This window comes from Qipengyuania sp. RANM35 (assembly GCF_041021145.2).
GTDB lineage: Bacteria > Pseudomonadota > Alphaproteobacteria > Sphingomonadales > Sphingomonadaceae > Qipengyuania > Qipengyuania soli.
In genome coordinates, this window is record NZ_CM196433.1 from 733,942 (window position 1) to 753,882 (window position 19,941).

A 19,941-nucleotide genomic window follows, 5' to 3' on the forward strand; every position below is an offset into this window, starting at 1 on the left:
ATGGGTGATTCACCGGACAATCCAGACGGCCTCCCGTGGGAGAGCGAGGCCGAGAAAGCCGACGTGCCAAGCGCGGCCGATCTCGAGGCTGCCGGGCAGGAATCGATGTTCAGTGCTCCCGAGCAGCCTCCGGCGCCGAATGAAGCGCTTCATCCACAGGTAGCGGACACGCCAGAACCGGCAAAACAGGCCGCGCAACCCTATCGCGTTCTTGCCCGCAAGTACCGCCCGCAGACCTTCGCCGAACTTATTGGTCAGGAGGCGATGGTCCGCACGTTGGCTAATGCCATCGCGCGCGACCGGCTCGCTCATGCCTTCCTGATGACCGGCGTCCGCGGGGTCGGGAAAACCTCGACCGCCCGGCTCATCGCGAAGGCGCTCAACTGCATCGGGCCGGACGGGCAGGGCGGGCCGACGATCAGCCCATGTGGTCAGTGCGAGCCCTGCCGTGCCATCGCGGAAGGCCGCCATATCGACGTGATCGAGATGGACGCTGCCTCGCACACCGGTGTCGACGACGTGCGCGAGATCATCGAGGCGGTGCGCTATGCCGCCGTCTCGGCGCGATACAAGATCTACATCATCGACGAAGTCCACATGCTGTCACGCAATGCTTTCAATGCTTTGCTGAAAACACTTGAGGAGCCACCGGCGCATGTGAAGTTTCTCTTCGCGACCACCGAGGTCGAGAAGCTGCCGGTCACGGTTCTCAGCCGCACCCAGCGCTTCGACCTGCGCCGGATTCCGGTCGAATTGCTCCAGGCACACTTTGCCGAAATTTGCCGCAAGGAAGGCATAGAGGCCGAGCCCGAAGCCCTGCACATTGTCGCCAACGCTGCCGAGGGTTCGGCGCGCGACGGTCTTTCGATCCTCGACCAGGCGATCGCCCATGCCGACCTCGAGACCGAGGGCAAGGTCACGGCAGAGCGCGTTCGGGACATGCTCGGGCTTGCAGATAAGACCGCGCAGAGGCGCCTGTTCGGCCACCTCCTCGCGGGCGAAGGCAAATCGCTGCTAGGCCTGATTGACGAGCAATATGCGCTTGGCGTCGAACCATTGGCGCTGGTGCGCGCACAAATGGACCTCGCCCACCGCATAGCGCTGGCGCAGGCTTCAGGTGGCGAGGTCGATGCGACGACCGCCGAGGAACGCGATCAGATTTCAGGCTGGGCCAGCTCCCTGGAAGTCGGTCAGGTGCACCGCCTTTGGCAACTCCTGCTCAAGGGTCACGAGGAGGTGCGCCTTGCGCCAGACCCGCTGGTTTCGCTGCGCATGGCTTTGTTGCGGGTCATGCATGCAGGTCAGATGCCCGATCCCGGCAAGTTGGCGAAGAAACTCGAAGAGCTCGCCGAGCGCGGGCCCGCGCCTTCGCAAACCCCAACGAACGCGGAAAGCGCGACGCCTGCTGCAAGCGCAACGCTTGATTGGGCGACGCTCGTCGACAAGATAGATCATGCGGGGCAGCCGCTTGCCGCGAGCGTCATGCGCTTGCAGGTTCGCGTGCAGGAACTGGCCGACGGCATCCTCAAGTTCGGGCGCGATCCGAAGTTTACCGACGACGTCCTGCCAATGCTGCGCGATGCCCTGCTGGCAGTGACCGGCAAGCGCTGGTCGGTCGAGGTGTTTCCCGGCGGCGAGGGCGCTCCCTCGCTCGTCGAACAGGCGGAGGCCGCCCGCGAGGCTGCCGCTGCCGCAACCCGCTCGCATCCGCTGGTGAAGGCCGCTTTCGAGGCCTTTCCCGATGCCGAACTGATCGAAGACGGCGCCGATGCCCCCCGTCGGCGCGACATACCCTGGAGTAGAAACGCATGAACATGGAAGAGATGCTCGCACAGGCCCAGAAGGCTGCCGAGACCATCCAGAAGCAGATGGGCGAGGCGCAGGCCAAGCTCGACGAACTCGAAGTCGTCGGCAATGCCGGCGGCGGCCTTGTGCAGGTCCGCGCCACCGCGCGCGGCCGCATCCTCGGCGTGACCATCGACGAAAGCCTGATGAAACCCGAAGAAAAGCAGATCGTCGAGGACCTCGTCACCGCCGCCTTCAACGATGCGCGCGACAAGGCGGACCGCGTTTCGGGTGAGGAGATGGCCAAGATCCAGCAGGGCATCGGCCTTCCCCCAGGCATGAAGCTGCCGGGAATGTGATCGGAAAGGGCGGAATCCTCCGCTCGTCCACACACCTTTTTCCCCATCCGTTGCGAAGGGGGGACTACGTCACCATATTCCCGTCAAACGGCCCCAATGGCCCGGACGGAATTGATCTATGACTGCCAGCTTTCCCCTTCTTCCCCTTCGCGACATCGTCGTCTTTCCCGGCATGGTCGTCCCGCTTTTCGTGGGTCGCGACAAGTCGGTTGCCGCGCTGGAAACCGCGATGGAGGGATCGAAGGACATTTTCCTTCTCGCCCAGCTCGATCCGGGCTGCGACGACCCTGAGCGTGACGATCTCTACGACGTCGGCGTAGTGGCGCAGGTGCTCCAGCTCCTGAAGCTGCCCGACGGCACGGTCCGCGTGCTTGTCCAGGGCTCGCGTCGCGCCACGCTCGACCGGCTGGTCGAGCAGGGCGATCATGTCGTCGCCGAGGTTTCCTACCGCGATGCCGTGACCGCATCGGGCAGCGAAGTGCTGGCCATGATGCGCCAGGTGATCGAGCAGTTCGGCGAATATGCCAAGCTGAACAAGAAGATCGGCGAGGATGCTGCCGACCAGCTGACCGACATCGACGATGCCGGTGAACTGGCCGACACGATCGCCGCCTCGATCAATGCCAAGGTATCCGACAAGCAGGCGCTTCTGGTTGAACATGATCCCCTGAAGCGGCTCGAGATGGTCATGTCCTTCATGGAAGGCGAGCTGTCGGTGCTGCAGGTAGAGCGTCGCATCCGTGGTCGCGTGAAGCGGCAAATGGAGAAGACGCAGCGCGAATATTACCTCAACGAGCAGTTGAAGGCGATCCAGAACGAGCTGGGTGGCGGCGATGAGGATGGCGGCAACGAGATTGCCGAACTGACCGAGAAGATCGCCAAGACCAAGCTCAGCAAGGAAGCGCGCGAAAAGGCCGAGGCGGAACTCAAGAAGCTGCGTTCGATGCAGCCGATGAGCGCCGAGGCAACCGTCATCCGCAACTATCTCGACGTGCTGCTCGGCCTCCCCTGGGGCAAGAAGAGCAAGGTCAAGAAGGACATCGCCAAGGCGCAGGAAATCCTCGATGCGGATCACTACGGTCTCGAGAAGGTCAAGGACCGCATCATCGAATACCTCGCGGTGCAGGCGCGCACCCGCAAGCTGAAGGGGCCGATCCTGTGCCTCGTCGGCCCTCCGGGTGTCGGCAAGACCAGCCTCGGCAAGTCCATCGCCAAGGCGACGGGGCGCGAGTTCGTGCGCCAGTCGCTGGGCGGCGTGCGCGACGAGGCCGAGATTCGCGGCCACCGCCGCACCTATATCGGCTCGCTCCCGGGCAAGATCGTCACCAACCTCAAGAAGGCCGGCAAGTCGAACCCGCTTTTCCTGCTCGATGAAATCGACAAGCTCGGACAGGATTTTCGAGGCGATCCGGCATCGGCGCTGCTCGAGGTGCTCGACCCCGAGCAGAACAACAAGTTCCAGGACCATTATCTGGAGCTCGACCTAGACCTGTCGGACATCATGTTCGTGACCACCGCGAACAGCCTCAACCTGCCGCAGCCGCTGCTCGACCGCATGGAGATAATCCGGCTCGAAGGTTATACCGAGGACGAGAAGGTCGAGATCGCCAAGCGCCACCTGCTGCCCAAGCAGGTCAAAGAACATGGCCTCAAGAAGGGCGAGTTCTCGCTGACCGAGGACGGGCTGCGCGATCTCATCCGCTATTACACGCGCGAGGCAGGCGTCCGCACGCTCGAGCGCGAACTGGCACGACTGGCTCGCAAGTCGCTGCGCAAGATCCTCGAAGGCAAGGCGACGAGCATCGAGATAACGACCGAAAATCTCAGCGACTATGCCGGCGTGCGCAAGTTCAAGCACGGCATGGGCGAGGAAGAGGCGCAGGTCGGGGCGGTCACGGGCCTTGCATGGACCGAGGTCGGCGGCGAGTTGCTCACCATCGAAAGCGTCACCACGCCGGGCAAGGGCGAGATCAAGACCACCGGCAAGCTCGGCGACGTGATGACCGAAAGCATCGCGGCTGCCTTCAGCTTCGTGAAGGCCCGCGCCCCGCACTACGGGATCAAGCCTAGCCTCTTCCAGCGCCGCAACATCCACATCCACCTTCCCGAAGGCGCGGTGCCCAAGGATGGCCCAAGCGCAGGCGTGGGCATGGTCACTTCGATCGTATCCGCGCTTTCGGGCGTTGCAGTTCGTCCGGACGTTGCGATGACCGGCGAGGTCACATTGCGTGGTCGCGTGCTGGCCATCGGCGGTCTCAAGGAGAAGCTTCTCGCTGCGCTTCGTGGCGGGATCAAGAAAGTGCTGATTCCCGAGGAGAACGTGAAGGATCTGGCCGAGATTCCGGACAATGTGAAGGAAGGCCTCGAGATCGTCGCCGTCTCGCATGTCGACGAGGTGCTCGAACACGCACTGGTTTCGAAGCCCGAGCCGATCGAATGGACCGAGGCGGATGATCTGGCCAGCCAGCCCGACCACCCGCACACCGCAACGCCTTCGCAGACCGCACATTAGCATTTGATATTGTGCGCTGCAGCGACTCGCCTCCACTGGCGGGTCAATAATCCGTTGCCAAAAAAGACCTGTCAGTGAGCGCGCCAAAGTAAACGGCGCGTTCACCTCGTCTTGACCCGATTCAGGGCCGAAAACGTCGCATTTTGGCCGAATTTGGCTTTGACACCCGGGTCAAAAAACTCTCAATTCCCCCGCATTCGGGAAGGCGATTCACCGAACATTTTTTTTCGAAAAGAACGAGGGGGTTCCCACAAATGAACAAGAACGACCTGATCAGCGCGGTTGCCGATGCCAGTGGCCTTTCCAAGAGTGATGCTTCGAGCGCCGTCGAGGGCGTGTTCGATTCGATCACCAAGGCACTGTCCAAGGGCGATGAAGTCCGCCTGGTTGGCTTCGGCACGTTCTCGGTCGCGAAACGCAAGGCCTCGACCGGCCGCAACCCGCGCACTGGCGAACCGATGACCATCAAGGCATCGAACCAGCCGAAGTTCAAGGCCGGCAAGGGCCTCAAGGATTCGGTCAACTGACAGACTGAGGTTCCGCCACGGCGTCGCGATCGCAGACGCAGCGTCCATGGCTAAAGAACACGCCGCACCCGCTCATGGCAGGTGCGGCGTTTTTCGTTTCTCAGTCAAACGCGATGAGTGCCGTGGGGGCCTGTTCCGTGCGGGCGGTTATCGCCCATGCCAGCCGCTGCCCCTTGGCATCGGCCTTGGGGCCCTCGTCGGTATTGTTCGCAAGAATACGCCCGTCCGTGACGATGGCAAAGGTGCCTTCGGGCGTGGCGAACTTGGGCACGCTCTCGCCGCCCTCACTCGCCATGGCACCAAGGCCGGCCAGCCCGGACATCATGCCCTGCATCGGATTGCCGCCACCCATGGCCGCGAAGCCGGGCGCATCAATCCTAACCTGCTCTTCATCGCGCAGGTTCACGCTGACGAAGACATTGGCCATCGGCAGCTTCTCTATCGTCGGGAATGCAAAGTCGTGCGAGAGCTGTCCCGAAATCGCGAAATCGACGTCGAACAGGCCGTCGCCCTTGTAGACCACCGCGTTCCAGCCGCGCTGCCGTTGCAGCCGTTCCGCAAGTTCCTTTGCCGCTTCGGGATTTGAAGGATCGATCCCGCCGAGGAATGCCTTCATCTGTTCGGCTTCCTGTGCCTTCTTCTCGCGACGTTCGGCGGCCCCGGTCTCCCAATCCTTCTTCTGTTCCGCGACCTCGTCAGAAGTGCAATCACGCTCCTCGAAATCGTCGTTCCAGCACTCGGCCTTGAACTCTTCCTCGGTCTTGTTTCCCATTTCCGCGAGTTTGCTCAGGGCCAGCATCTGGATTTCGCCGTCGTAGGCGTACGAGAAGCTGCCGTCCTTCATAAGGTGCAGTTCGCTCGCGAACTTGCCCGGTGTCAGCAGGCACCCGCTCAGCATGAACGCACTGACACCTGCCAGCGCAGCCGCGCGTATCTTGGTCGAAATCATTTTCCCCCCTTGGAATGTCTATCGAGTTGCCACGGCGTATAGCGCAATCGCGGCAGCATTCGAAACGTTGAGGCTTTCGATCGTGTCACCGATCGGAAGCTTGGCGAGTGCGTCGCAATGCGCCTCGATATTGTGGCGCATGCCTTCGCCTTCCGCTCCGAGGACCAAGGCAACGGGGCCTGCGGGCAGGGCCTCGGCCAGCGTCGCCTCAGCCGAGCCGGTCAGCCCGATGCGCCAGTATCCGGCTTCGGCCAGCTGTTCGAGCGCGCGGGCAAGGTTGACCACGCGGACCCATGGCAGGACTTCGAGTGCGCCAGAGGCCGACTTGGCAATAACGCCGCCTTCGGGCGGAGCATGGCGATCCTGCGTGACGATCGCGGCGGCACCGAAAGCTGCTGCAGAGCGCATGATCGCGCCGACATTGTGCGGATCGGTAACCTGGTCGAGCACCACAATCGGCGCATCGGGATCGCCGCCCAGCACTTCGTCGAGATGGATGTCCTCGAGCGGCGCGCATTCTAGGACGAGCCCCTGGTGCGGCGCATCCTTGGCGACGAGGCGCGCGAGGTCGGCGACATCGGCGTACTCGAGCGGGAAGTCTTGCGGCAACTCGCCGTCGAGCGATTCGACTCCTTCGCGCGTTGCCCACAGTTTGCGGTGGACGCGATCGGGGTTTTTCAGTGCTGCTTCGACCGCATGTCGGCCCCAGAGCCGCACGGCTCCGCTACTTGCCCGGCCGCTTCCGCGACCTCCCTTCATCCTGCCCGCGCGGCCGCGCAGGGCGCGCTTGCGTTCGCCTTTGGCCATCATATTCTTCCAGTCAGAAACTTCGAATGCGGCCTCTGCCAGCGAGGCCATTGACAGGCAAGCGCCGCTTCGCCAAAGGGGCGCCTCTCGGCCGGGGAGCCATATGGCTTCCCCAGCATTTTCTCCCTAGCGAGATCGGGCGAACCCGTGTGGACAGGTGGCCGAGTGGTTAAAGGCAGCAGACTGTAAATCTGCCCGTGCAAGCGTACGCTGGTTCGAATCCAGCCCTGTCCACCACCCGCCCTTCTTCACAGCAGATGGCGGTCAGTTCGCGCGGTGGGAAAGCCCTGCTGCGTCGAGAATCACGACTTCGCGCCGTGCGGGAAGATCGATCAAGCCGTCCTTCTTCAGCTTCGTCAGCTGCCGGCTGACCGTCTCGATCGTGAGCCCGAGGACGTCGGCAATCTGCTGGCGCGACAAGGGCAGGGTGATGTGCTCGGATGGGCCCAAGTGGATCGCAGCGCAGGTTTTCTCGCTCAGGCGATCGGCAATTTCGAGGAGGAACGTCGCGAGCTTCTGTTCCGCATTGAGCCGGCCGAGAAGCAGCATCCAGCGCCTCGTCTTGTCGAGCTCGGCCAGGGTGCGCTCCAACAGCTTGTGCTCCAAGCGCGGGTGTTCGCGGGTGAAGCGGTCGAAATCGCGCCTTTCGAATACGCAGACATAAGCATCGGTCAGTGCCTCCACCCCATAAGGGGCGGTCTCGCCGAACGGTCGGCCCAGGAAATCGGAAGGGTAGGCGAGTCCAAGGATCTGCTCGCGTCCATCCGATGTCTGGGTAGAGAGCTTCAGGACGCCCTCGATGACGTTGGCCACCAAGAGGGCTTCGTCACCTTCCCACAACAGCTGTTCGCCAGCCTGTATACGGCGACGACGGCCCAGCTTGTTGAGAACGCCGATCTCCTGTTCGTCGAGGTCGGCGCAAATCGCACGGTTGCGGATTGCGCAGGACTGGCAGAAATTCACAGTCGAGTTGGCGTGCGATTGATCCATCGCAATTGTCATAGTCCGGTGAGGCGATACTGCCAACCGCTTGCTCCAATTCCAACAGGGGCCTAATCCCGCCGGCCATGACACACGATACAGCGCTGACCGGCCGTCCCGTCATTTCCGCAACGGGCCTCTTCACGCCCGAAGAGAGCATCACGAACGAGGAACTGGTCGCCAGTTTCAACGAGTTTGTGCGGCGCCACAACGCCGCCCATGTGAATGCCATCGAGGCCGGCGAGATGGAGCCGCTGCAGGAAAGCTCGGTCGAGTTCATCGAGAAGGCAAGCGGTATCAAGGCACGGCATGTCATGGCCAAGGCGCCGGTGCTCGATCCTGAAATCATGGCCCCACGCTGGCCCGAGCGGTCGAACGACGAGCTTTCAATCCTCGCCGAGATCGGGGTGAAGGCGGCGCGCGATGCATTGGCGCGTGCCGGACGCAAGGCGGAAGATGTGGATGCGGTGCTGTGCGCAGCCTCCAACATGGAGCGGCCCTATCCGGCGATGGCTATCGAGATCCAGCAGGCGTTGGGGATCGACGGCTTCGGCTTCGACATGAATGTCGCCTGCTCAAGCGCGACTTTCGGTATCCAGACCGCCGCCGACTACATTCGCGCAGGCAATGCGAAGAGTGTGCTGGTGGTCAGTCCGGAAATCACCAGCGGCCACCTCAACTGGCGCGACCGCGACAGCCATTTCATCTTCGGCGATGTCGCAACCGCTGTCCTTGTCGAGGATGCCGCGATCGCTCCGAAGGAACATTGGGACATTCTGGGCACGCGCCTGAAGACCGTGTTCTCCAACAACATCCGCAACAACTTCGGCTTCCTCAACCGCGCCTATCCGGAGAGCAAGGGCGGGGCGGACAAGCTGTTCGTCCAGGAAGGGCGCAAGGTCTTCAAGGAAGTGGTGCCGATGGTCGCGGAAATGATCGTCACCGAGGCGGAGCGGCTGGGTATCGATCCTAAGGGACTGCGCCGCCTGTGGCTTCACCAGGCGAACACGGGCATGAACCGTTTGATCGCCCACCGCGTGTTAGGTCACGAGGCGGATGCCGACGAAAGCCCGACCGTTCTCGACACTTACGGGAATACTTCGAGTGCAGGCTCGATTATCGCTTTCCACCTCCACAGCGCGGACCTGAAAGGGGGCGACACGGGCCTGATTTGCAGTTTCGGTGCAGGCTATTCGGCAGGGACAGTGTTCGTACGCAAGGCCGCCTGACGCCTTGTGGCGCTGGGATTGTGCGCCTAAGTGCCCTTCATGGCAGGTGATCTTCTCGATAATCAGGGCCGCGGCGATGTCCGCTGGTCCTTCCCCCCCATCCATCCCGAAGGCCGCAAGTTTGGCCTGATCGCCGTGGTGATCAGCCTCGGTTTTCTGTTCGGTCTCGATTGGGAAATCGTTGGCTGGCCGCTGCTGCTGCTTTCGGTCGGTGTGTTTGCTTTCTTCCGCGATCCCGAGCGCGTGGTGCCGCAGGATGATCGCGTCATCGTCGCGCCGGCGGACGGGCTGGTCACGCTGATAAAGCAGGTCGAACCGCCCAAGGAATTGATGATCGACGACGGTACCGAGCATAGTGGTCTGCAACCGGGCCCGGTTACTCGCATCTCGATCTTCATGTCGGTTTTCGACGTGCACATCAATCGCGCCCCCGTGGCGGGCACAATCCGCCGGGTTATCTATATCCCGGGAAGTTTCGTCGACGCGGGCCTCGACAAGGCGAGCGAGGAGAACGAGCGCCAGCACATCTTGATCGAACGGATGGACGGGCTGAAAATCGGCTTTACCCAGATCGCCGGACTGGTGGCGCGGCGCATCGTCCCCTTCGTCAAGCCGGGCGATACGGTTGGCGTGGGCCAGCGCGTGGGCCTCATCCGGTTCGGCAGCCGCGTCGACGTTTACCTGCCCGCAGGGACCGATTCGAAGGTCATGCTCGGCCAGAGGATCATTGCGGGTGAGACTGTGCTCGCCGAAATCGGTACGCAGAAGCTGATCGAGGGCGTGGCGCAGTGAGCCTGTTGCCGCCCGAGCCCACGCCGGAGCCGGAAGAGCGCGCTCGCCTCGGCCCCAAGTCAGCCGAGGACGAGAGGCCGCTGATGGGCAAATCGCGCGGGCTGACGCTGCGTGCGATGGCGCCCAACGCGATCACTGCTGCGGCGCTGTGTTCGGGTCTTACCGGGATCAGGTTCGCGATTTCGGAACAGTGGGCTGCTGCGGCTGTCGCGATTATCGTTGCGGGGCTGCTCGACGGCATCGACGGCAGGATTGCGCGGCTCCTGAAAGCGCAATCGCGTTTCGGGGCGGAACTGGACAGCTTGGCGGACTCGCTCAGCTTCGGGACCGCACCCGCGATCATCATCTATCTCTGGTCGCTCTCGGTCGAGCCGCGCTGGGGCTGGTTTGCCGCGCTGGCGCTGGCGATCTGCTGTGCTCTCAGGCTTGCGCGCTTCAATGCCCAGATCGACATGGACGAACAGCCGCACAAGTCACTGGGCTTCCTCACCGGTGTTCCAGCACCGATGGGGGCAGGGCTGGCGTTCATGCCGTTCTACTTGTGGTCGGCAACAGGCCTCGAGGCATTTCGTGAGCCTGTTCTGGTCGCGCCATGGCTGGTCGCGGTCGCCTTGCTCATGATTTCCAGCATGGCGACGCCCAGCTGGACATCGCTTCGTCCGCGCCGCGGGATCAGGATCTGGGTACTGGCTTTCGTCGGCCTGATGTTCGCCGCGCTGCTGGTGGAACCCTGGTGGACGCTAAGCGCAATCGGTATCGGCTACCTCGCGCTGCTGCCGTTCACGCTGATGCGGTATTCACGCGTCAAGCGGCGCGGCTGAGCGAAACCTTCGCGACAGGCCGAGCCGGCGAGCGGTCGAAACCGGAACATCCGCCAGAGGTAATCGGGCTGCGCAGCACCGGCAACGGTGCGACGATCGCCGTGCGTGCGACTTCGCGACGCAGCTGGCCGAAAGCGGACCACCAGCGCAGTCCGCTATCGGCGAGCACAGCCGTTGCTGCCACGAAAGTGAGGGCGACGACGGCGGTCAGGAACAGTGCGAACATTGCAAATTCTCCCTGCCCGGCTGTCGACTTGCCTGTTGACAGGCCGGGGAAATCTAGTGGAAAACCCTTATTGCCCGCCGGCGGTTCCGGCGATGAGAACAATGTTCTCGGTTTGTTCTCCCATGTCAAGCGCTTTTCGCGACCGGTTGCGCGTATTTGTCGTCAAACCGTTGACACCGACATTGCGCGAAAGGGGGAATCCGGCCCGAATTCCCCGCAAATCCGCCTAATCGAGGTAATAATCGATCGTCGTCACCACGCGCACCCGCTGGTCGGGGCTGCTCGCCGTGCTCGATCCGCCGTAGTCCCCGTCGCTGCTACCCGATTCGCGACTTGAAACGGAAAAGTAGCCCTGCGTTGCGGTCTTGATGCCACCGACCGACGAGCCCGAATCATTGGCGAACTTTTCGGCCGCTCGGCGAGCATCCTTGGTCGCGGCGGCAATCATCTCGGGCTTCACCTTGTCGAGCTCGGTATATTCGTAGCTGGCATTCGTGCTGTCGACGACCAGTCCGGCCTGCGCCAATTCGTCCTTGTTCGCCTCGATCGCGCCCACGCCGGCGACATTCTCGGTGTCGAATCCGATGGCGCGACTGACCGAATAGACCTTCCGTCCAGTCGTCTTGCCGTTGATGTATTCGTCGGAAACCGAGATGCTGGCGCTGCTAGGGGTGGTCTGCTCACCCTTGAAGCTGTGCTTGGCGAGATAGGTGCGGATCATCGTGGTGTCGCGATCGACCGCGGCGAGGGCATCGGCGAGGGTATAGGCGCTTTCGGAATAACCCACCGACCAGGACGCGCGATTTGCAGTAACGTTACGCTGCGCCACACCGCGTACGGTAACTTCGCGGTCGGCACGCTTCATGCTCACCATGCCCCTCGCCAGGGCTACCGATCCCGCCGTCATGCCGAGAGCAAGGATCAGGCTGCCGCCGAGGAAAGCGATCCGGTTGTTGCGCGCGAAATCCGAAAAGAACCCACTTTGCTCTGTCATGCCAACCTCCCTAACGGTCGTCGCCTCATCGCGACCAACTGCGATGAACTGTGCAATTCTGTAGATGAACGGAGTATTACTGCGATCACCGCCGATGCCCCGGAGCAGGCATTTTTCGATGGTATTTCCCCCCGAGGGGCGCTAAGGGGCCGCCTTCGCAGTCAGGTCGGCCGGTTTTTTGCGGCCGGACGAGCGGCGAAAATCCACATGGAAGGCGCTCATACCGGTGCCCGTCGCGGGATACTCCGCAACTCGGGTTCCAGCTTTCCAGAGGCATAACCGGAAAGGAATATGATTATGGCGGCTCCTACCGTCACTATGCAGCAATTGATCGAGGCCGGCGCACACTTCGGCCACCAGACCCACCGTTGGAACCCGCGCATGAAGCCGTACATCTTCGGCGCGCGCAACGGCATCCACATCATCGACCTGTCGCAGACCGTGCCGCTGTTCGCGCGCGCGCTCGACTTCGTGCAGCAGACCGCACGTTCGGGCGGCAAGGTGCTGTTCGTCGGTACCAAGCGCCAGGCGCAGGACGCGATCCGCGAAGCCGCGCTCGCTTCGGGCCAGCACTTCGTCAACCACCGCTGGCTGGGCGGCATGCTCACCAACTGGAAGACCATCAGCGAACGCATCAAGTACCTCAAGACGCTCGACGAGCGCCTTGCCGGTGACACTGCGGGCCTGACCAAGAAGGAAGTGCTCGACCTGAACCGCAAGCGGGACAAGCTCGAAATGTCGCTCGGCGGCATCCGCAACATGGGCGGCATTCCGGACGTGATGTTCGTGATCGACGCCAACATGGAAGACCTCGCCATCAAGGAAGCCAACGTTCTCGGCATCCCGGTGGTCGCGGTTCTCGACACCAACGTCGATCCCGAAGGCATCGCCTTCCCGATCCCGGGCAATGATGACGCCGCCCGCGCCATCAAGCTGTACTGCGATGCGATTGCCAACGCTGCCAAGAGCGGCCGTGGCGAAGGCATCCAGGATTCGGGTGCCGACGTCGGTGCGATGGAAAATCCGCCGGAAGAGAGCGTCGAGGCCTGAGCCTGACTTTGGACGGGTGCCTACGCGCGCCTGTCACAATGCGAAGCTACGCGCCGGGCCGCTCCACAGCTGGCCCGGTGCCCGCACATTAATTCAAGAAGGAAGAATACCATGGCTGCATTCACTGCCGCTGACGTGAAGGCCCTGCGCGAAAAGACCGGCGCGGGCATGATGGACGCCAAGAAGGCGCTCGAAGGTGCGAATGGCGACATCGAAGCCGCTGTCGACGCGCTGCGTGCGAAGGGCCTCGCCACCGCCCAGAAGAAGTCGAGCCGCACTGCGGCCGAAGGCCTCGTCGGCGTTGCCGTCGAAGGCACCAAGGGCGTTGCCGTCGAAGTGAACTCGGAAACCGACTTCGTCGCGAAGAACGACCAGTTCCAGGACTTCGTGCGCAAGACCACGCAGGTCGCGCTCGGCACCGCCGGTGACGACGTCGACACGCTCAAGGCTGCTGCTTACCCGACCGGCGGCACCGTCGGCGACAAGCTGACCGACAACGTCGCGACGATCGGCGAGAACCAGCAGATCCGCCGCATCAAGACCGTCTCGGTCACCGACGGCGTCGTGGTTCCCTACATCCACAATGCGGTCGCTTCGGACCTCGGCAAGATCGGCGTGCTCGTCGCTCTCGAGAGCGAAGGCGACAAGGACAAGCTGGCCGAACTCGGCAAGAAGCTCGGCATGCACATCGCTGCTGCTTTCCCGCAGGCGCTGACCGCCGAAGGCCTTGACAGCGAAGTGCTCGACCGCGAGCGCAAGATCGCTGCCGAAAAGGCTGCCGAAAGCGGCAAGCCGGCTGAAGTCCAGGCCAAGATGGTCGACGGCGCGGTCAACAAGTACGCCAAGGAAAACGCCTTGCTGAGCCAGGTCTATGTCATCGACAACAAGACCCCGATTTCGCAGGTCGTCGAGCAGGCTGCCAAGGACGTCGGCGCCAAGGTCGAGCTGGTGGACTACGTCCGTTTCCAGCTGGGCGAAGGCATCGAGAAGGAAGAGAGCGACTTCGCCGCCGAAGTCGCCGCTGCCGTCGCCGGCTAAGCGACTAGCGCTTCCTCAAGAACAAGGGCCGCCGAACTTCGGTTCGGCGGCCTTTTTCGCATTGGGGCCGCATTCTCCGCTTCGTTCATCGAGAGAGTTCCCAACATTAACGGCGAGCGGTCGACGAATTCAGCTTACCTGCAGCCCTTGGCCTGTAATCGGGGCTCATGACAAAGCGAGTTTCTCCCAAGCCCGACGCATCCGGCAAGCGCCGGAACGGGAAGCCTTTTGCAAGTATACCACTGGTGGCGCTTGCTGCGCTCGGTAGCGTGAATGGCGCCCAGGCCGGACAGGCGGAAGCGACGATTTACGTCGACGCAAACGGCAGTGATTCACGGTCCGGCATGTCGCCCGGCGAAGCGCTACGCACGCCCGCAAAGGCGATGGCGCTGGCAGGCCGTTCCGGACTTCCAGTCACGGTTGTCCTGTCGGGCCAGTTCCGCCTTGCCGATCCGATCGTCATCGAGCGCGGATTGCGGAATGTAACTCTCGTATCGAGCGCCGATCGACCGGCAGTGCTCACCTCGGGTGGCGCTGCCGCAGCTATCGTCGTCAAGGCAGATCGGGCACGCATCTCGGGCCTCACCATCAATGGATTTCCGCAGCGCGGCATCTTCGTGACGGACGCACGCGGAGTGACAATCCGCGAAAACCGCATTCTGGAAACGCGCAGCAACGGGTGGAGCCAGGGCGCCATTCATCTGACCGGCAACGTGACTGGCGCTATCGTGGAACGCAATCGCGTGAAGGGCGCCGACTACGCCGGCATCCAGGTCGATACGAACAGCAATTCCGATGTCAGCAATATCGTCATTGCCGGCAACCGCGTCGAACAGACTTGCCGCGTCATTGCCGATTGCGGTGCTATTTACATCAACGATCGTGGACGCAGCAGCCGCGGCACGCTCATCGCCGACAATGATGTGCGCGATTTCGGCCCGCCTTCGGCCAAGGGCAGGGGTATCTACCTCGACGATTGGGCATCCAACGTGACCGTCCGTGGCAACCGTATCGAGGGCCGGGGAAGCTACGCTTTCCAGATCCATGGCGGTCACGACAATCTTGTGACGAACAACATGGTTTTCCTGTCCCGGGGGACGAAGCCATTCCTCTACCAGCAACACGTGCGATCGAAGTCTTGGACCGAAATGACGGGCAACCGCATTTCCGGAAATGAGTTTAATGGCGAAATGATCGCTGCGGTGGTCGATCTGGCCCGCATCCCCGATCGAGGGCGTCCGCAACTGCGAGACAACCGCGCTTGCACTGCCCGGGGCTGCGCATCGCTCGATAGCTGAAAGTGCCGATGCAAGGCTGACGAGCGGGTCTGGCGTAGGAAATCCACTTATCCCAAATCGAGGATTGTGTCGGCTTTCGGCTGTTTGTGGAGATTGGGCCGACACTCCCGGAACGCCTCGATTGCGGACATTCAAAATTGTCGCCATCCTCGGGACGAAAAACGCGATGCTGCGGAGAGTTAGACCGATGAGCTTCTACGCAACGATCCGAGACTGCGTTGACAGGTCATGGCAGGGTTCAACTTGGCGTGTCTTGCCATTGCCCGCGATGCTACCAGCCCTGCTTTCAATGGTGATTGAGAGCAAAGCGCTGGTCACAATCGCGTGGGTCTGGTTCGCAGTGTGGACGTCATTCGTCATGTGGCGCTGGTGGCTCATGATGAGAACGGCGACAGGCGAGGCCGACGAGACTTTCGACAAAGAAGGCAAGTTCAAGTTGTCCAAGGAGTATTGGACGACGGAAAGCGCGACCTCAGCGGCAAAAAGGCGCCGCAAGGACTAACCGTGGCCCCGCGCCGGATACACCCAAACATTAGTTGCTGTCCGCTTCCCACCCAAAGGTGGTTAGACTTAAATCTGCTTGATTGGCCCCAAAAGCAGCCGCGTGCCTCATTGCCCTGTTGGAGGTCTTCTGGCTTTCCCTTTGCGCCCTGTCCCCTTCGCCGCTAAGGAGCCGCATCCCACGTCGCAACACGGATTCTTAAGCCTCCATGCCCGTATCTTCGATGAAACGCGTCCTGCTCAAGCTTTCGGGCGAGGTGCTCATGGGCGACCAGCAGTTCGGGATCGACCCGGCATTCGTCATGGAACTGGCCAAGGAAGTGAAGGCAGCGAAGGATACAGGGCTCGAAATCTGCCTCGTCATCGGCGGCGGTAACATCTTCCGCGGCATGGCCGGGGCGGCGCAGGGCATGGACCGCGCGCAGGCCGACTACATGGGCATGCTCGCCACCGTCATGAACGCGCTGGCGATGCAGAACGCGCTCGAACAGCTTGGCGTCCAGACCCGCGTGCAGAGCGCTCTGCAGATGGACCAGGTGTGCGAACCGGTGATCCGTCGCCGTGCCGAACGCCACCTCGAAAAGGGTCGCGTGGTCATCTTCGCCGCCGGTGTGGGCGCTCCCTATTTCACCACCGACAGTGGCGCTGCGCTGCGTGCGGCGGAGATGAAGTGCGATGCGCTGCTCAAGGGCACCAGCGTCGACGGAGTCTATGATAGCGACCCCAAGAAGAATTCCGAAGCAAAGCGCTTCGAAACCGTGACTTACAGCAAGGTCCTGGCAGACGACCTCAAGGTCATGGACGCCAGCGCCGTCGCCCTGTGCCGCGACAACAATATTCCGATCGTCGTCTTCTCGATCCGCGAGAAGGGCAATCTTGCCCGGGTCATCGCGGGCGAGGGTACGCAGACGGTCGTCCAGAACTGAACGATACGAAGACAAGAGGAAGCCTGACATGGCCAAGTACGACAAAGCCGACATCGAGCGCCGCATGAACGGTGCCGTCGAAAGCCTGAAAGGCGACCTTTCGGGCCTGCGCACCGGCCGCGCCAACACCAGCCTGCTCGATCCCGTCGTGGTCGAGGTTTACGGCGCGATGATGCCGCTGAACCAGGTCGCCACTGTCTCGGCACCCGAGCCGCGCATGCTCAGCGTGCAGGTGTGGGACAAGTCGAACCTGATCGCGGTCGAGAAGGGCATCGCCAAGGCGAACCTCGGCCTGAACCCAATGATCGACGGCCAGACGCTGCGCCTGCCGATGCCGGACCTGACCGAAGAGCGCCGCAAGGATCTGGCAAAGCTGGCCGGCCAGTATGCCGAACAGGCGAAGATCGCGATCCGCAACGTCCGCCGCGACGGCATGGAAGCGCTCAAGGAAGACGAGAAGAAGAAGGAAATCTCCGAAGACGACCGCAAGCGGTCGGAGGACGAGGTCCAGAAGCTGACCGACAAGTATGTCGGCGAGGCCGAGCAGGCCGCGCAGGCCAAGGAAAAGGAAATCCTGACCCAGTAGGGGATCGGGGCCGGGGACGAGAATGAGCGGCGAAGGCCAACAGGCCCGGCATGTTGCCATCATCATGGATGGCAACGGCCGCTGGGCGAAGCGCAAGCACCTGCCGCGCGCCATGGGCCACCGCAAGGGCGTGGAGGCGGTGCGCGAGCTCGTCCGTTCGCTCAAGGACACCTCGATCGAGTGCCTGACGCTCTATGCCTTCAGTTCGGAGAACTGGAAGCGGCCCGAGGACGAGGTCGACGACCTGATGAACCTGATGCGCAAGTTCATCAAATCCGACCTGCCCGAATTTATCGCCAACGACGTCAAGCTGGCTATTATTGGCGACTGGCAGGGACTTGCACCCGATATCGTCGAAATGCTCGAGGATGCGTTGGCGCAGACCGCGCACGGGTCGCGCACGCTGGCAGTGGCGCTCAACTACGGATCGCATGCCGAGATTGCCCGCGCGGCGAGGCTGGCGGCGGCCGAGGGCGCAATCGACGAGGCGGCCATCGCGCGCCACCTGTTTACCGCCGACCTGCCGCCGCTCGACCTGCTGATCCGCACCAGCGGAGAGGTGCGCCTGAGCAATTTTCTCTTGTGGCAGGCGGCCTATGCGGAAATGATATTCACCGACGTGCTGTGGCCCGACTTCACTCCGGATCACCTGCGCGCCGCGCTCGATGACTTTGCCAACCGGGAGAGGCGATTTGGCGGACGTTGAGGTAATGGCGGAGCCTGCGGCTCCCGCGAGAAAGAACGCCGACCTTCCGGTTCGGATTGTCTCGGCTGTCGTGATGCTGGGCCTTGCCATCGGGGCGCTCAAGGCCGGTGATCCGTGGCTCGACATCTTCATCGTCGCCGTTGTGGCTACGACGTTGTTCGAGTTCGTGATGCTGGTGCTGAAGGCGACGGCGAGCCTGCCGCTGCGAATTCTCGGTGTCGCCGCCGGGGTCGCCTATGTCGGTATCGCCGGCTTCATGCTCACTAAGATGCCGGTCCCCATGGTGGTCGCGGTCGTTGGCGCGGTGATCTTCGTCGACACCTTCGCATATTTTACCGGTCGCACGTTAGGCGGACCGAAGATCGCGCCTGCGATCAGCCCGTCGAAAACCTGGGCAGGCCTGCTGGGAGCGGTCATTGGGGCGACACTGTGGGTCGGTGGCTGGGTCTACGTGGTTGCGCACGCCATTTCAGGTGACAAGACGCTAGGGTTCGAGCCGCAGGAGATGCTCCAGATTCTCGGGATCGGCCTGCTGGTCGCGGTAGCAGCTCAGGCGGGCGACTTCTTCGAGAGCTGGCTCAAGCGCAAGGCTGGCGTGAAGGACAGCTCGAATCTCATTCCGGGTCATGGCGGCTTCTTTGATCGAACCGACGGCATGATCCCGGTCGTCATCCTGGCCGGACTTCTGGTGCGCGGAATTTCGTGATCCGTTCGATTTCCATTCTCGGCGCGACAGGTTCGGTGGGCGAGCAGACGCTCGACCTTGTGCGGCGCAATCGCGAAGAATGGAAGGTCGTGGCGCTCACCGCCCATTCCAATGTTGCGGCTCTTGCTGCGATGGCCCGCGAATTCGACGCTGAGGTGGCGGTTATCGCCGACGAGACGCGGCTCGACGAGCTGCGCGCCGCTTTGGCCGGCAGCGGGATCGAGGCGGCAGGTGGCCGAGCAGCGCTATGCGAGGCCGCATCGCGCCCGGTAGACATGACCGTCGCCGCGATCGTGGGCTGTGCAGGGCTGGGCCCGGTGATGGCCGCGATCGAGCAGGGTGGAACAATCGCACTGGCAAACAAGGAGGCACTGGTCTCGGCGGGCGAGGTCATGACCGAAGCCGTGAAGAGTCACGGCGCCACGCTGCTACCGGTCGATTCCGAACACAACGCGATATTCCAGTGCCTGTCCGGCAATCGTATCGAAGATGTGCGCTCGATCACGCTCACTGCCAGCGGCGGGCCGCTCCGGCTGGTTGAAAATCTCGACGCGGTGACGCCGGAACAGGCAATCGCCCACCCCAATTGGGACATGGGCGCCAAGATTAGCGTCGACAGCGCAACCATGTTCAACAAGGGCCTCGAACTGATTGAGGCGCATCATCTGTTTCCGGTGGGCCTCGATCGCATTCGCATCGTCGTGCATCCGCAGAGCGTAATCCATTCGATGGTCGAATATCGCGACGGCTCTACCCTGGCCCAGCTTGGGCCTTCGGACATGCGCGTGCCCATCGCGTCGTGCCTCGCATGGCCGCTGCGCATGGATACGCCCATGGCACCCCTCGACCTGGCGGCCATAGGTGAACTCAGCTTCTTCGCACCCGACGAGGTGCGGTTTCCTGCGACACGCCTTGCGCGCGAGGCGGCGCAGGCGGGCGGCGCGGCGCCGGCAATACTCAATGCCGCAAACGAAATCGCGGTTGCGGCCTTCCTCGAGCGTAAGATTGCATTCAGCCGCATTCCCCTATTGGTGGAGCGCGTGCTCTCGGAAGGGCAATTGCCTGACCCGCCGCGGACCCTAGAAGAGGTTCTGGGCGTTGATGGGAGTGCGCGCAAACGCGCGAACGAATTGCTGGAGCTCGCCTGA

At 62.5% G+C, this 19,941-nt stretch carries 21 protein-coding genes and 1 tRNA gene; 17 read left to right on the forward strand and 5 right to left on the reverse strand.

All coding sequences use genetic code 11. The annotated features are described in order from the left end of the window. The 4 genes from RAM60_RS03700 (at position 1) to RAM60_RS03715 (ending at position 5,183) form a co-directional block, all read left to right on the forward strand. Positions 1-1,812: a DNA polymerase III subunit gamma/tau gene (locus RAM60_RS03700; RefSeq protein ID WP_369025515.1), complete on the forward strand. Its 1,812-nt coding sequence runs from the start codon at positions 1-3 to the stop codon at positions 1,810-1,812. Continuing rightward, entirely contained in the window at positions 1,809-2,144 is a 336-nt protein-coding gene (locus RAM60_RS03705) for a YbaB/EbfC family nucleoid-associated protein (protein ID WP_200983303.1), read from the forward strand. Before RAM60_RS03700 ends, RAM60_RS03705 begins: the two co-directional genes overlap by 4 nt. A gap of 118 nt (positions 2,145-2,262) precedes the next feature. After that, complete coding sequence (gene lon / locus RAM60_RS03710; RefSeq protein ID WP_369025514.1) at positions 2,263-4,656, forward strand: endopeptidase La; 2,394 nt, start codon at positions 2,263-2,265, stop codon at positions 4,654-4,656. Positions 4,657-4,910: 254 nt separating this feature from the next. Next, a complete protein-coding gene (locus RAM60_RS03715) occupies positions 4,911-5,183 on the forward strand; it encodes an HU family DNA-binding protein (RefSeq protein WP_200983307.1) in 273 nt (90 codons plus the stop codon). A 100-nt stretch (positions 5,184-5,283) separates the two neighbouring features. On the opposite strand, the gene RAM60_RS03720 is transcribed toward RAM60_RS03715, so the two are convergent. Both RAM60_RS03720 and rlmB read right to left on the reverse strand, forming a co-directional pair. Beyond that, positions 5,284-6,132: a hypothetical protein gene (locus tag RAM60_RS03720; RefSeq protein WP_369025513.1), complete on the reverse strand. Its 849-nt coding sequence runs from the start codon at positions 6,130-6,132 to the stop codon at positions 5,284-5,286. 18 nt (positions 6,133-6,150) lie between these two features. Next, a complete protein-coding gene (rlmB, locus tag RAM60_RS03725) occupies positions 6,151-6,939 on the reverse strand; it encodes a 23S rRNA (guanosine(2251)-2'-O)-methyltransferase RlmB (RefSeq protein ID WP_200984164.1) in 789 nt (262 codons plus the stop codon). Between the two features lie 151 nt (positions 6,940-7,090). Between rlmB and RAM60_RS03730 the strand changes: the two genes are divergently transcribed. Next, positions 7,091-7,176: transfer RNA gene (locus RAM60_RS03730), tRNA-Tyr, on the forward strand. A 27-nt stretch (positions 7,177-7,203) separates the two neighbouring features. Here RAM60_RS03730 and RAM60_RS03735 read toward each other — a convergent pair. Beyond that, on the reverse strand, positions 7,204-7,929 hold the full coding sequence (locus tag RAM60_RS03735; protein WP_369025512.1) for a Crp/Fnr family transcriptional regulator: 726 nt from the start codon (positions 7,927-7,929) through the stop codon (positions 7,204-7,206). Between the two features lie 77 nt (positions 7,930-8,006). Here RAM60_RS03735 and RAM60_RS03740 point away from each other — a divergent pair, with 77 nt between their 5' ends. The 3 genes from RAM60_RS03740 to RAM60_RS03750 are packed head-to-tail and all read left to right on the forward strand — an operon-like array spanning position 8,007 to position 10,762. After that, positions 8,007-9,149: a beta-ketoacyl-ACP synthase III gene (locus RAM60_RS03740; RefSeq protein ID WP_369025511.1), complete on the forward strand. Its 1,143-nt coding sequence runs from the start codon at positions 8,007-8,009 to the stop codon at positions 9,147-9,149. Positions 9,150-9,188: 39 nt separating this feature from the next. Then, entirely contained in the window at positions 9,189-9,941 is a 753-nt protein-coding gene (locus RAM60_RS03745) for a phosphatidylserine decarboxylase (protein ID WP_369025510.1), read from the forward strand. Continuing rightward, on the forward strand, positions 9,938-10,762 hold the full coding sequence (locus tag RAM60_RS03750; RefSeq protein WP_369025509.1) for a CDP-alcohol phosphatidyltransferase family protein: 825 nt from the start codon (positions 9,938-9,940) through the stop codon (positions 10,760-10,762). The genes RAM60_RS03745 and RAM60_RS03750 overlap by 4 nt, the downstream gene beginning before the upstream one ends. On the opposite strand, the gene RAM60_RS03755 is transcribed toward RAM60_RS03750, so the two are convergent. Beyond that, positions 10,746-10,988, reverse strand: coding sequence for a hypothetical protein (locus RAM60_RS03755; RefSeq protein ID WP_369025508.1), 243 nt, complete (start codon positions 10,986-10,988; stop codon positions 10,746-10,748). The genes RAM60_RS03750 and RAM60_RS03755 overlap by 17 nt on opposite strands. Positions 10,989-11,214: 226 nt before the next feature. After that, positions 11,215-11,982, reverse strand: coding sequence for an SIMPL domain-containing protein (locus tag RAM60_RS03760; RefSeq protein ID WP_369025507.1), 768 nt, complete (start codon positions 11,980-11,982; stop codon positions 11,215-11,217). A 297-nt stretch (positions 11,983-12,279) separates the two neighbouring features. Between RAM60_RS03760 and rpsB the strand changes: the two genes are divergently transcribed. From rpsB to dxr, 9 genes are all read left to right on the forward strand, one after another. Beyond that, entirely contained in the window at positions 12,280-13,032 is a 753-nt protein-coding gene (gene rpsB, locus RAM60_RS03765) for a 30S ribosomal protein S2 (RefSeq protein WP_369025506.1), read from the forward strand. Between the two features lie 111 nt (positions 13,033-13,143). Then, positions 13,144-14,070: a translation elongation factor Ts gene (gene tsf, locus RAM60_RS03770; protein WP_369025505.1), complete on the forward strand. Its 927-nt coding sequence runs from the start codon at positions 13,144-13,146 to the stop codon at positions 14,068-14,070. A 245-nt stretch (positions 14,071-14,315) separates the two neighbouring features. Next, positions 14,316-15,368, forward strand: coding sequence for a right-handed parallel beta-helix repeat-containing protein (locus RAM60_RS03775; protein ID WP_369025504.1), 1,053 nt, complete (start codon positions 14,316-14,318; stop codon positions 15,366-15,368). A gap of 187 nt (positions 15,369-15,555) precedes the next feature. After that, positions 15,556-15,870 carry a hypothetical protein gene (locus RAM60_RS03780; RefSeq protein ID WP_510640192.1) on the forward strand — a complete coding sequence of 105 codons (315 nt, stop codon included), beginning with the start codon at positions 15,556-15,558 and terminating at the stop codon, positions 15,868-15,870. 208 nt (positions 15,871-16,078) lie between these two features. Next, a complete protein-coding gene (gene pyrH, locus RAM60_RS03785) occupies positions 16,079-16,795 on the forward strand; it encodes a UMP kinase (protein WP_200983331.1) in 717 nt (238 codons plus the stop codon). Between the two features lie 28 nt (positions 16,796-16,823). Beyond that, a complete protein-coding gene (frr, locus tag RAM60_RS03790) occupies positions 16,824-17,381 on the forward strand; it encodes a ribosome recycling factor (RefSeq protein WP_200983333.1) in 558 nt (185 codons plus the stop codon). Positions 17,382-17,403: 22 nt separating this feature from the next. Beyond that, the gene (uppS, locus tag RAM60_RS03795; protein ID WP_369025502.1) at positions 17,404-18,087 is read left to right on the forward strand and encodes a polyprenyl diphosphate synthase; all 684 of its coding nucleotides are present in this window, start codon (positions 17,404-17,406) and stop codon (positions 18,085-18,087) included. Continuing rightward, a complete protein-coding gene (locus tag RAM60_RS03800; protein ID WP_510640194.1) occupies positions 18,074-18,793 on the forward strand; it encodes a phosphatidate cytidylyltransferase in 720 nt (239 codons plus the stop codon). The genes uppS and RAM60_RS03800 overlap by 14 nt, the downstream gene beginning before the upstream one ends. After that, on the forward strand, positions 18,793-19,941 hold the full coding sequence (gene dxr / locus RAM60_RS03805; protein ID WP_369026145.1) for a 1-deoxy-D-xylulose-5-phosphate reductoisomerase: 1,149 nt from the start codon (positions 18,793-18,795) through the stop codon (positions 19,939-19,941). Before RAM60_RS03800 ends, dxr begins: the two co-directional genes overlap by 1 nt.

What these genes read in the sequence shown, in the direction of transcription:
- pyrH (WP_200983331.1), top strand. Translation starts at nt 16,079, where the DNA reads ATGCCCGTATCTTCGATGAAACGCGTCCTGCTCAAGCTTTCGGGCGAG.
- rpsB (WP_369025506.1), top strand. Translation starts at nt 12,280, where the DNA reads ATGGCGGCTCCTACCGTCACTATGCAGCAATTGATCGAGGCCGGCGCA.
- RAM60_RS03735 (WP_369025512.1), bottom strand. Translation starts at nt 7,929, where the DNA reads ATGGATCAATCGCACGCCAACTCGACTGTGAATTTCTGCCAGTCCTGC.
- RAM60_RS03760 (WP_369025507.1), bottom strand. Translation starts at nt 11,982, where the DNA reads ATGACAGAGCAAAGTGGGTTCTTTTCGGATTTCGCGCGCAACAACCGG.
- rlmB (WP_200984164.1), bottom strand. Translation starts at nt 6,939, where the DNA reads ATGGCCAAAGGCGAACGCAAGCGCGCCCTGCGCGGCCGCGCGGGCAGG.
- RAM60_RS03715 (WP_200983307.1), top strand. Translation starts at nt 4,911, where the DNA reads ATGAACAAGAACGACCTGATCAGCGCGGTTGCCGATGCCAGTGGCCTT.
- uppS (WP_369025502.1), top strand. Translation starts at nt 17,404, where the DNA reads ATGAGCGGCGAAGGCCAACAGGCCCGGCATGTTGCCATCATCATGGAT.
- RAM60_RS03705 (WP_200983303.1), top strand. Translation starts at nt 1,809, where the DNA reads ATGAACATGGAAGAGATGCTCGCACAGGCCCAGAAGGCTGCCGAGACC.
- RAM60_RS03745 (WP_369025510.1), top strand. Translation starts at nt 9,189, where the DNA reads ATGGCAGGTGATCTTCTCGATAATCAGGGCCGCGGCGATGTCCGCTGG.
- tsf (WP_369025505.1), top strand. Translation starts at nt 13,144, where the DNA reads ATGGCTGCATTCACTGCCGCTGACGTGAAGGCCCTGCGCGAAAAGACC.
- RAM60_RS03720 (WP_369025513.1), bottom strand. Translation starts at nt 6,132, where the DNA reads ATGATTTCGACCAAGATACGCGCGGCTGCGCTGGCAGGTGTCAGTGCG.
- frr (WP_200983333.1), top strand. Translation starts at nt 16,824, where the DNA reads ATGGCCAAGTACGACAAAGCCGACATCGAGCGCCGCATGAACGGTGCC.
- lon (WP_369025514.1), top strand. Translation starts at nt 2,263, where the DNA reads ATGACTGCCAGCTTTCCCCTTCTTCCCCTTCGCGACATCGTCGTCTTT.
- RAM60_RS03740 (WP_369025511.1), top strand. Translation starts at nt 8,007, where the DNA reads ATGACACACGATACAGCGCTGACCGGCCGTCCCGTCATTTCCGCAACG.
- RAM60_RS03700 (WP_369025515.1), top strand. Translation starts at nt 1, where the DNA reads ATGGGTGATTCACCGGACAATCCAGACGGCCTCCCGTGGGAGAGCGAG.
- RAM60_RS03755 (WP_369025508.1), bottom strand. Translation starts at nt 10,988, where the DNA reads ATGTTCGCACTGTTCCTGACCGCCGTCGTCGCCCTCACTTTCGTGGCA.
- RAM60_RS03780 (WP_510640192.1), top strand. Translation starts at nt 15,556, where the DNA reads ATGAGCTTCTACGCAACGATCCGAGACTGCGTTGACAGGTCATGGCAG.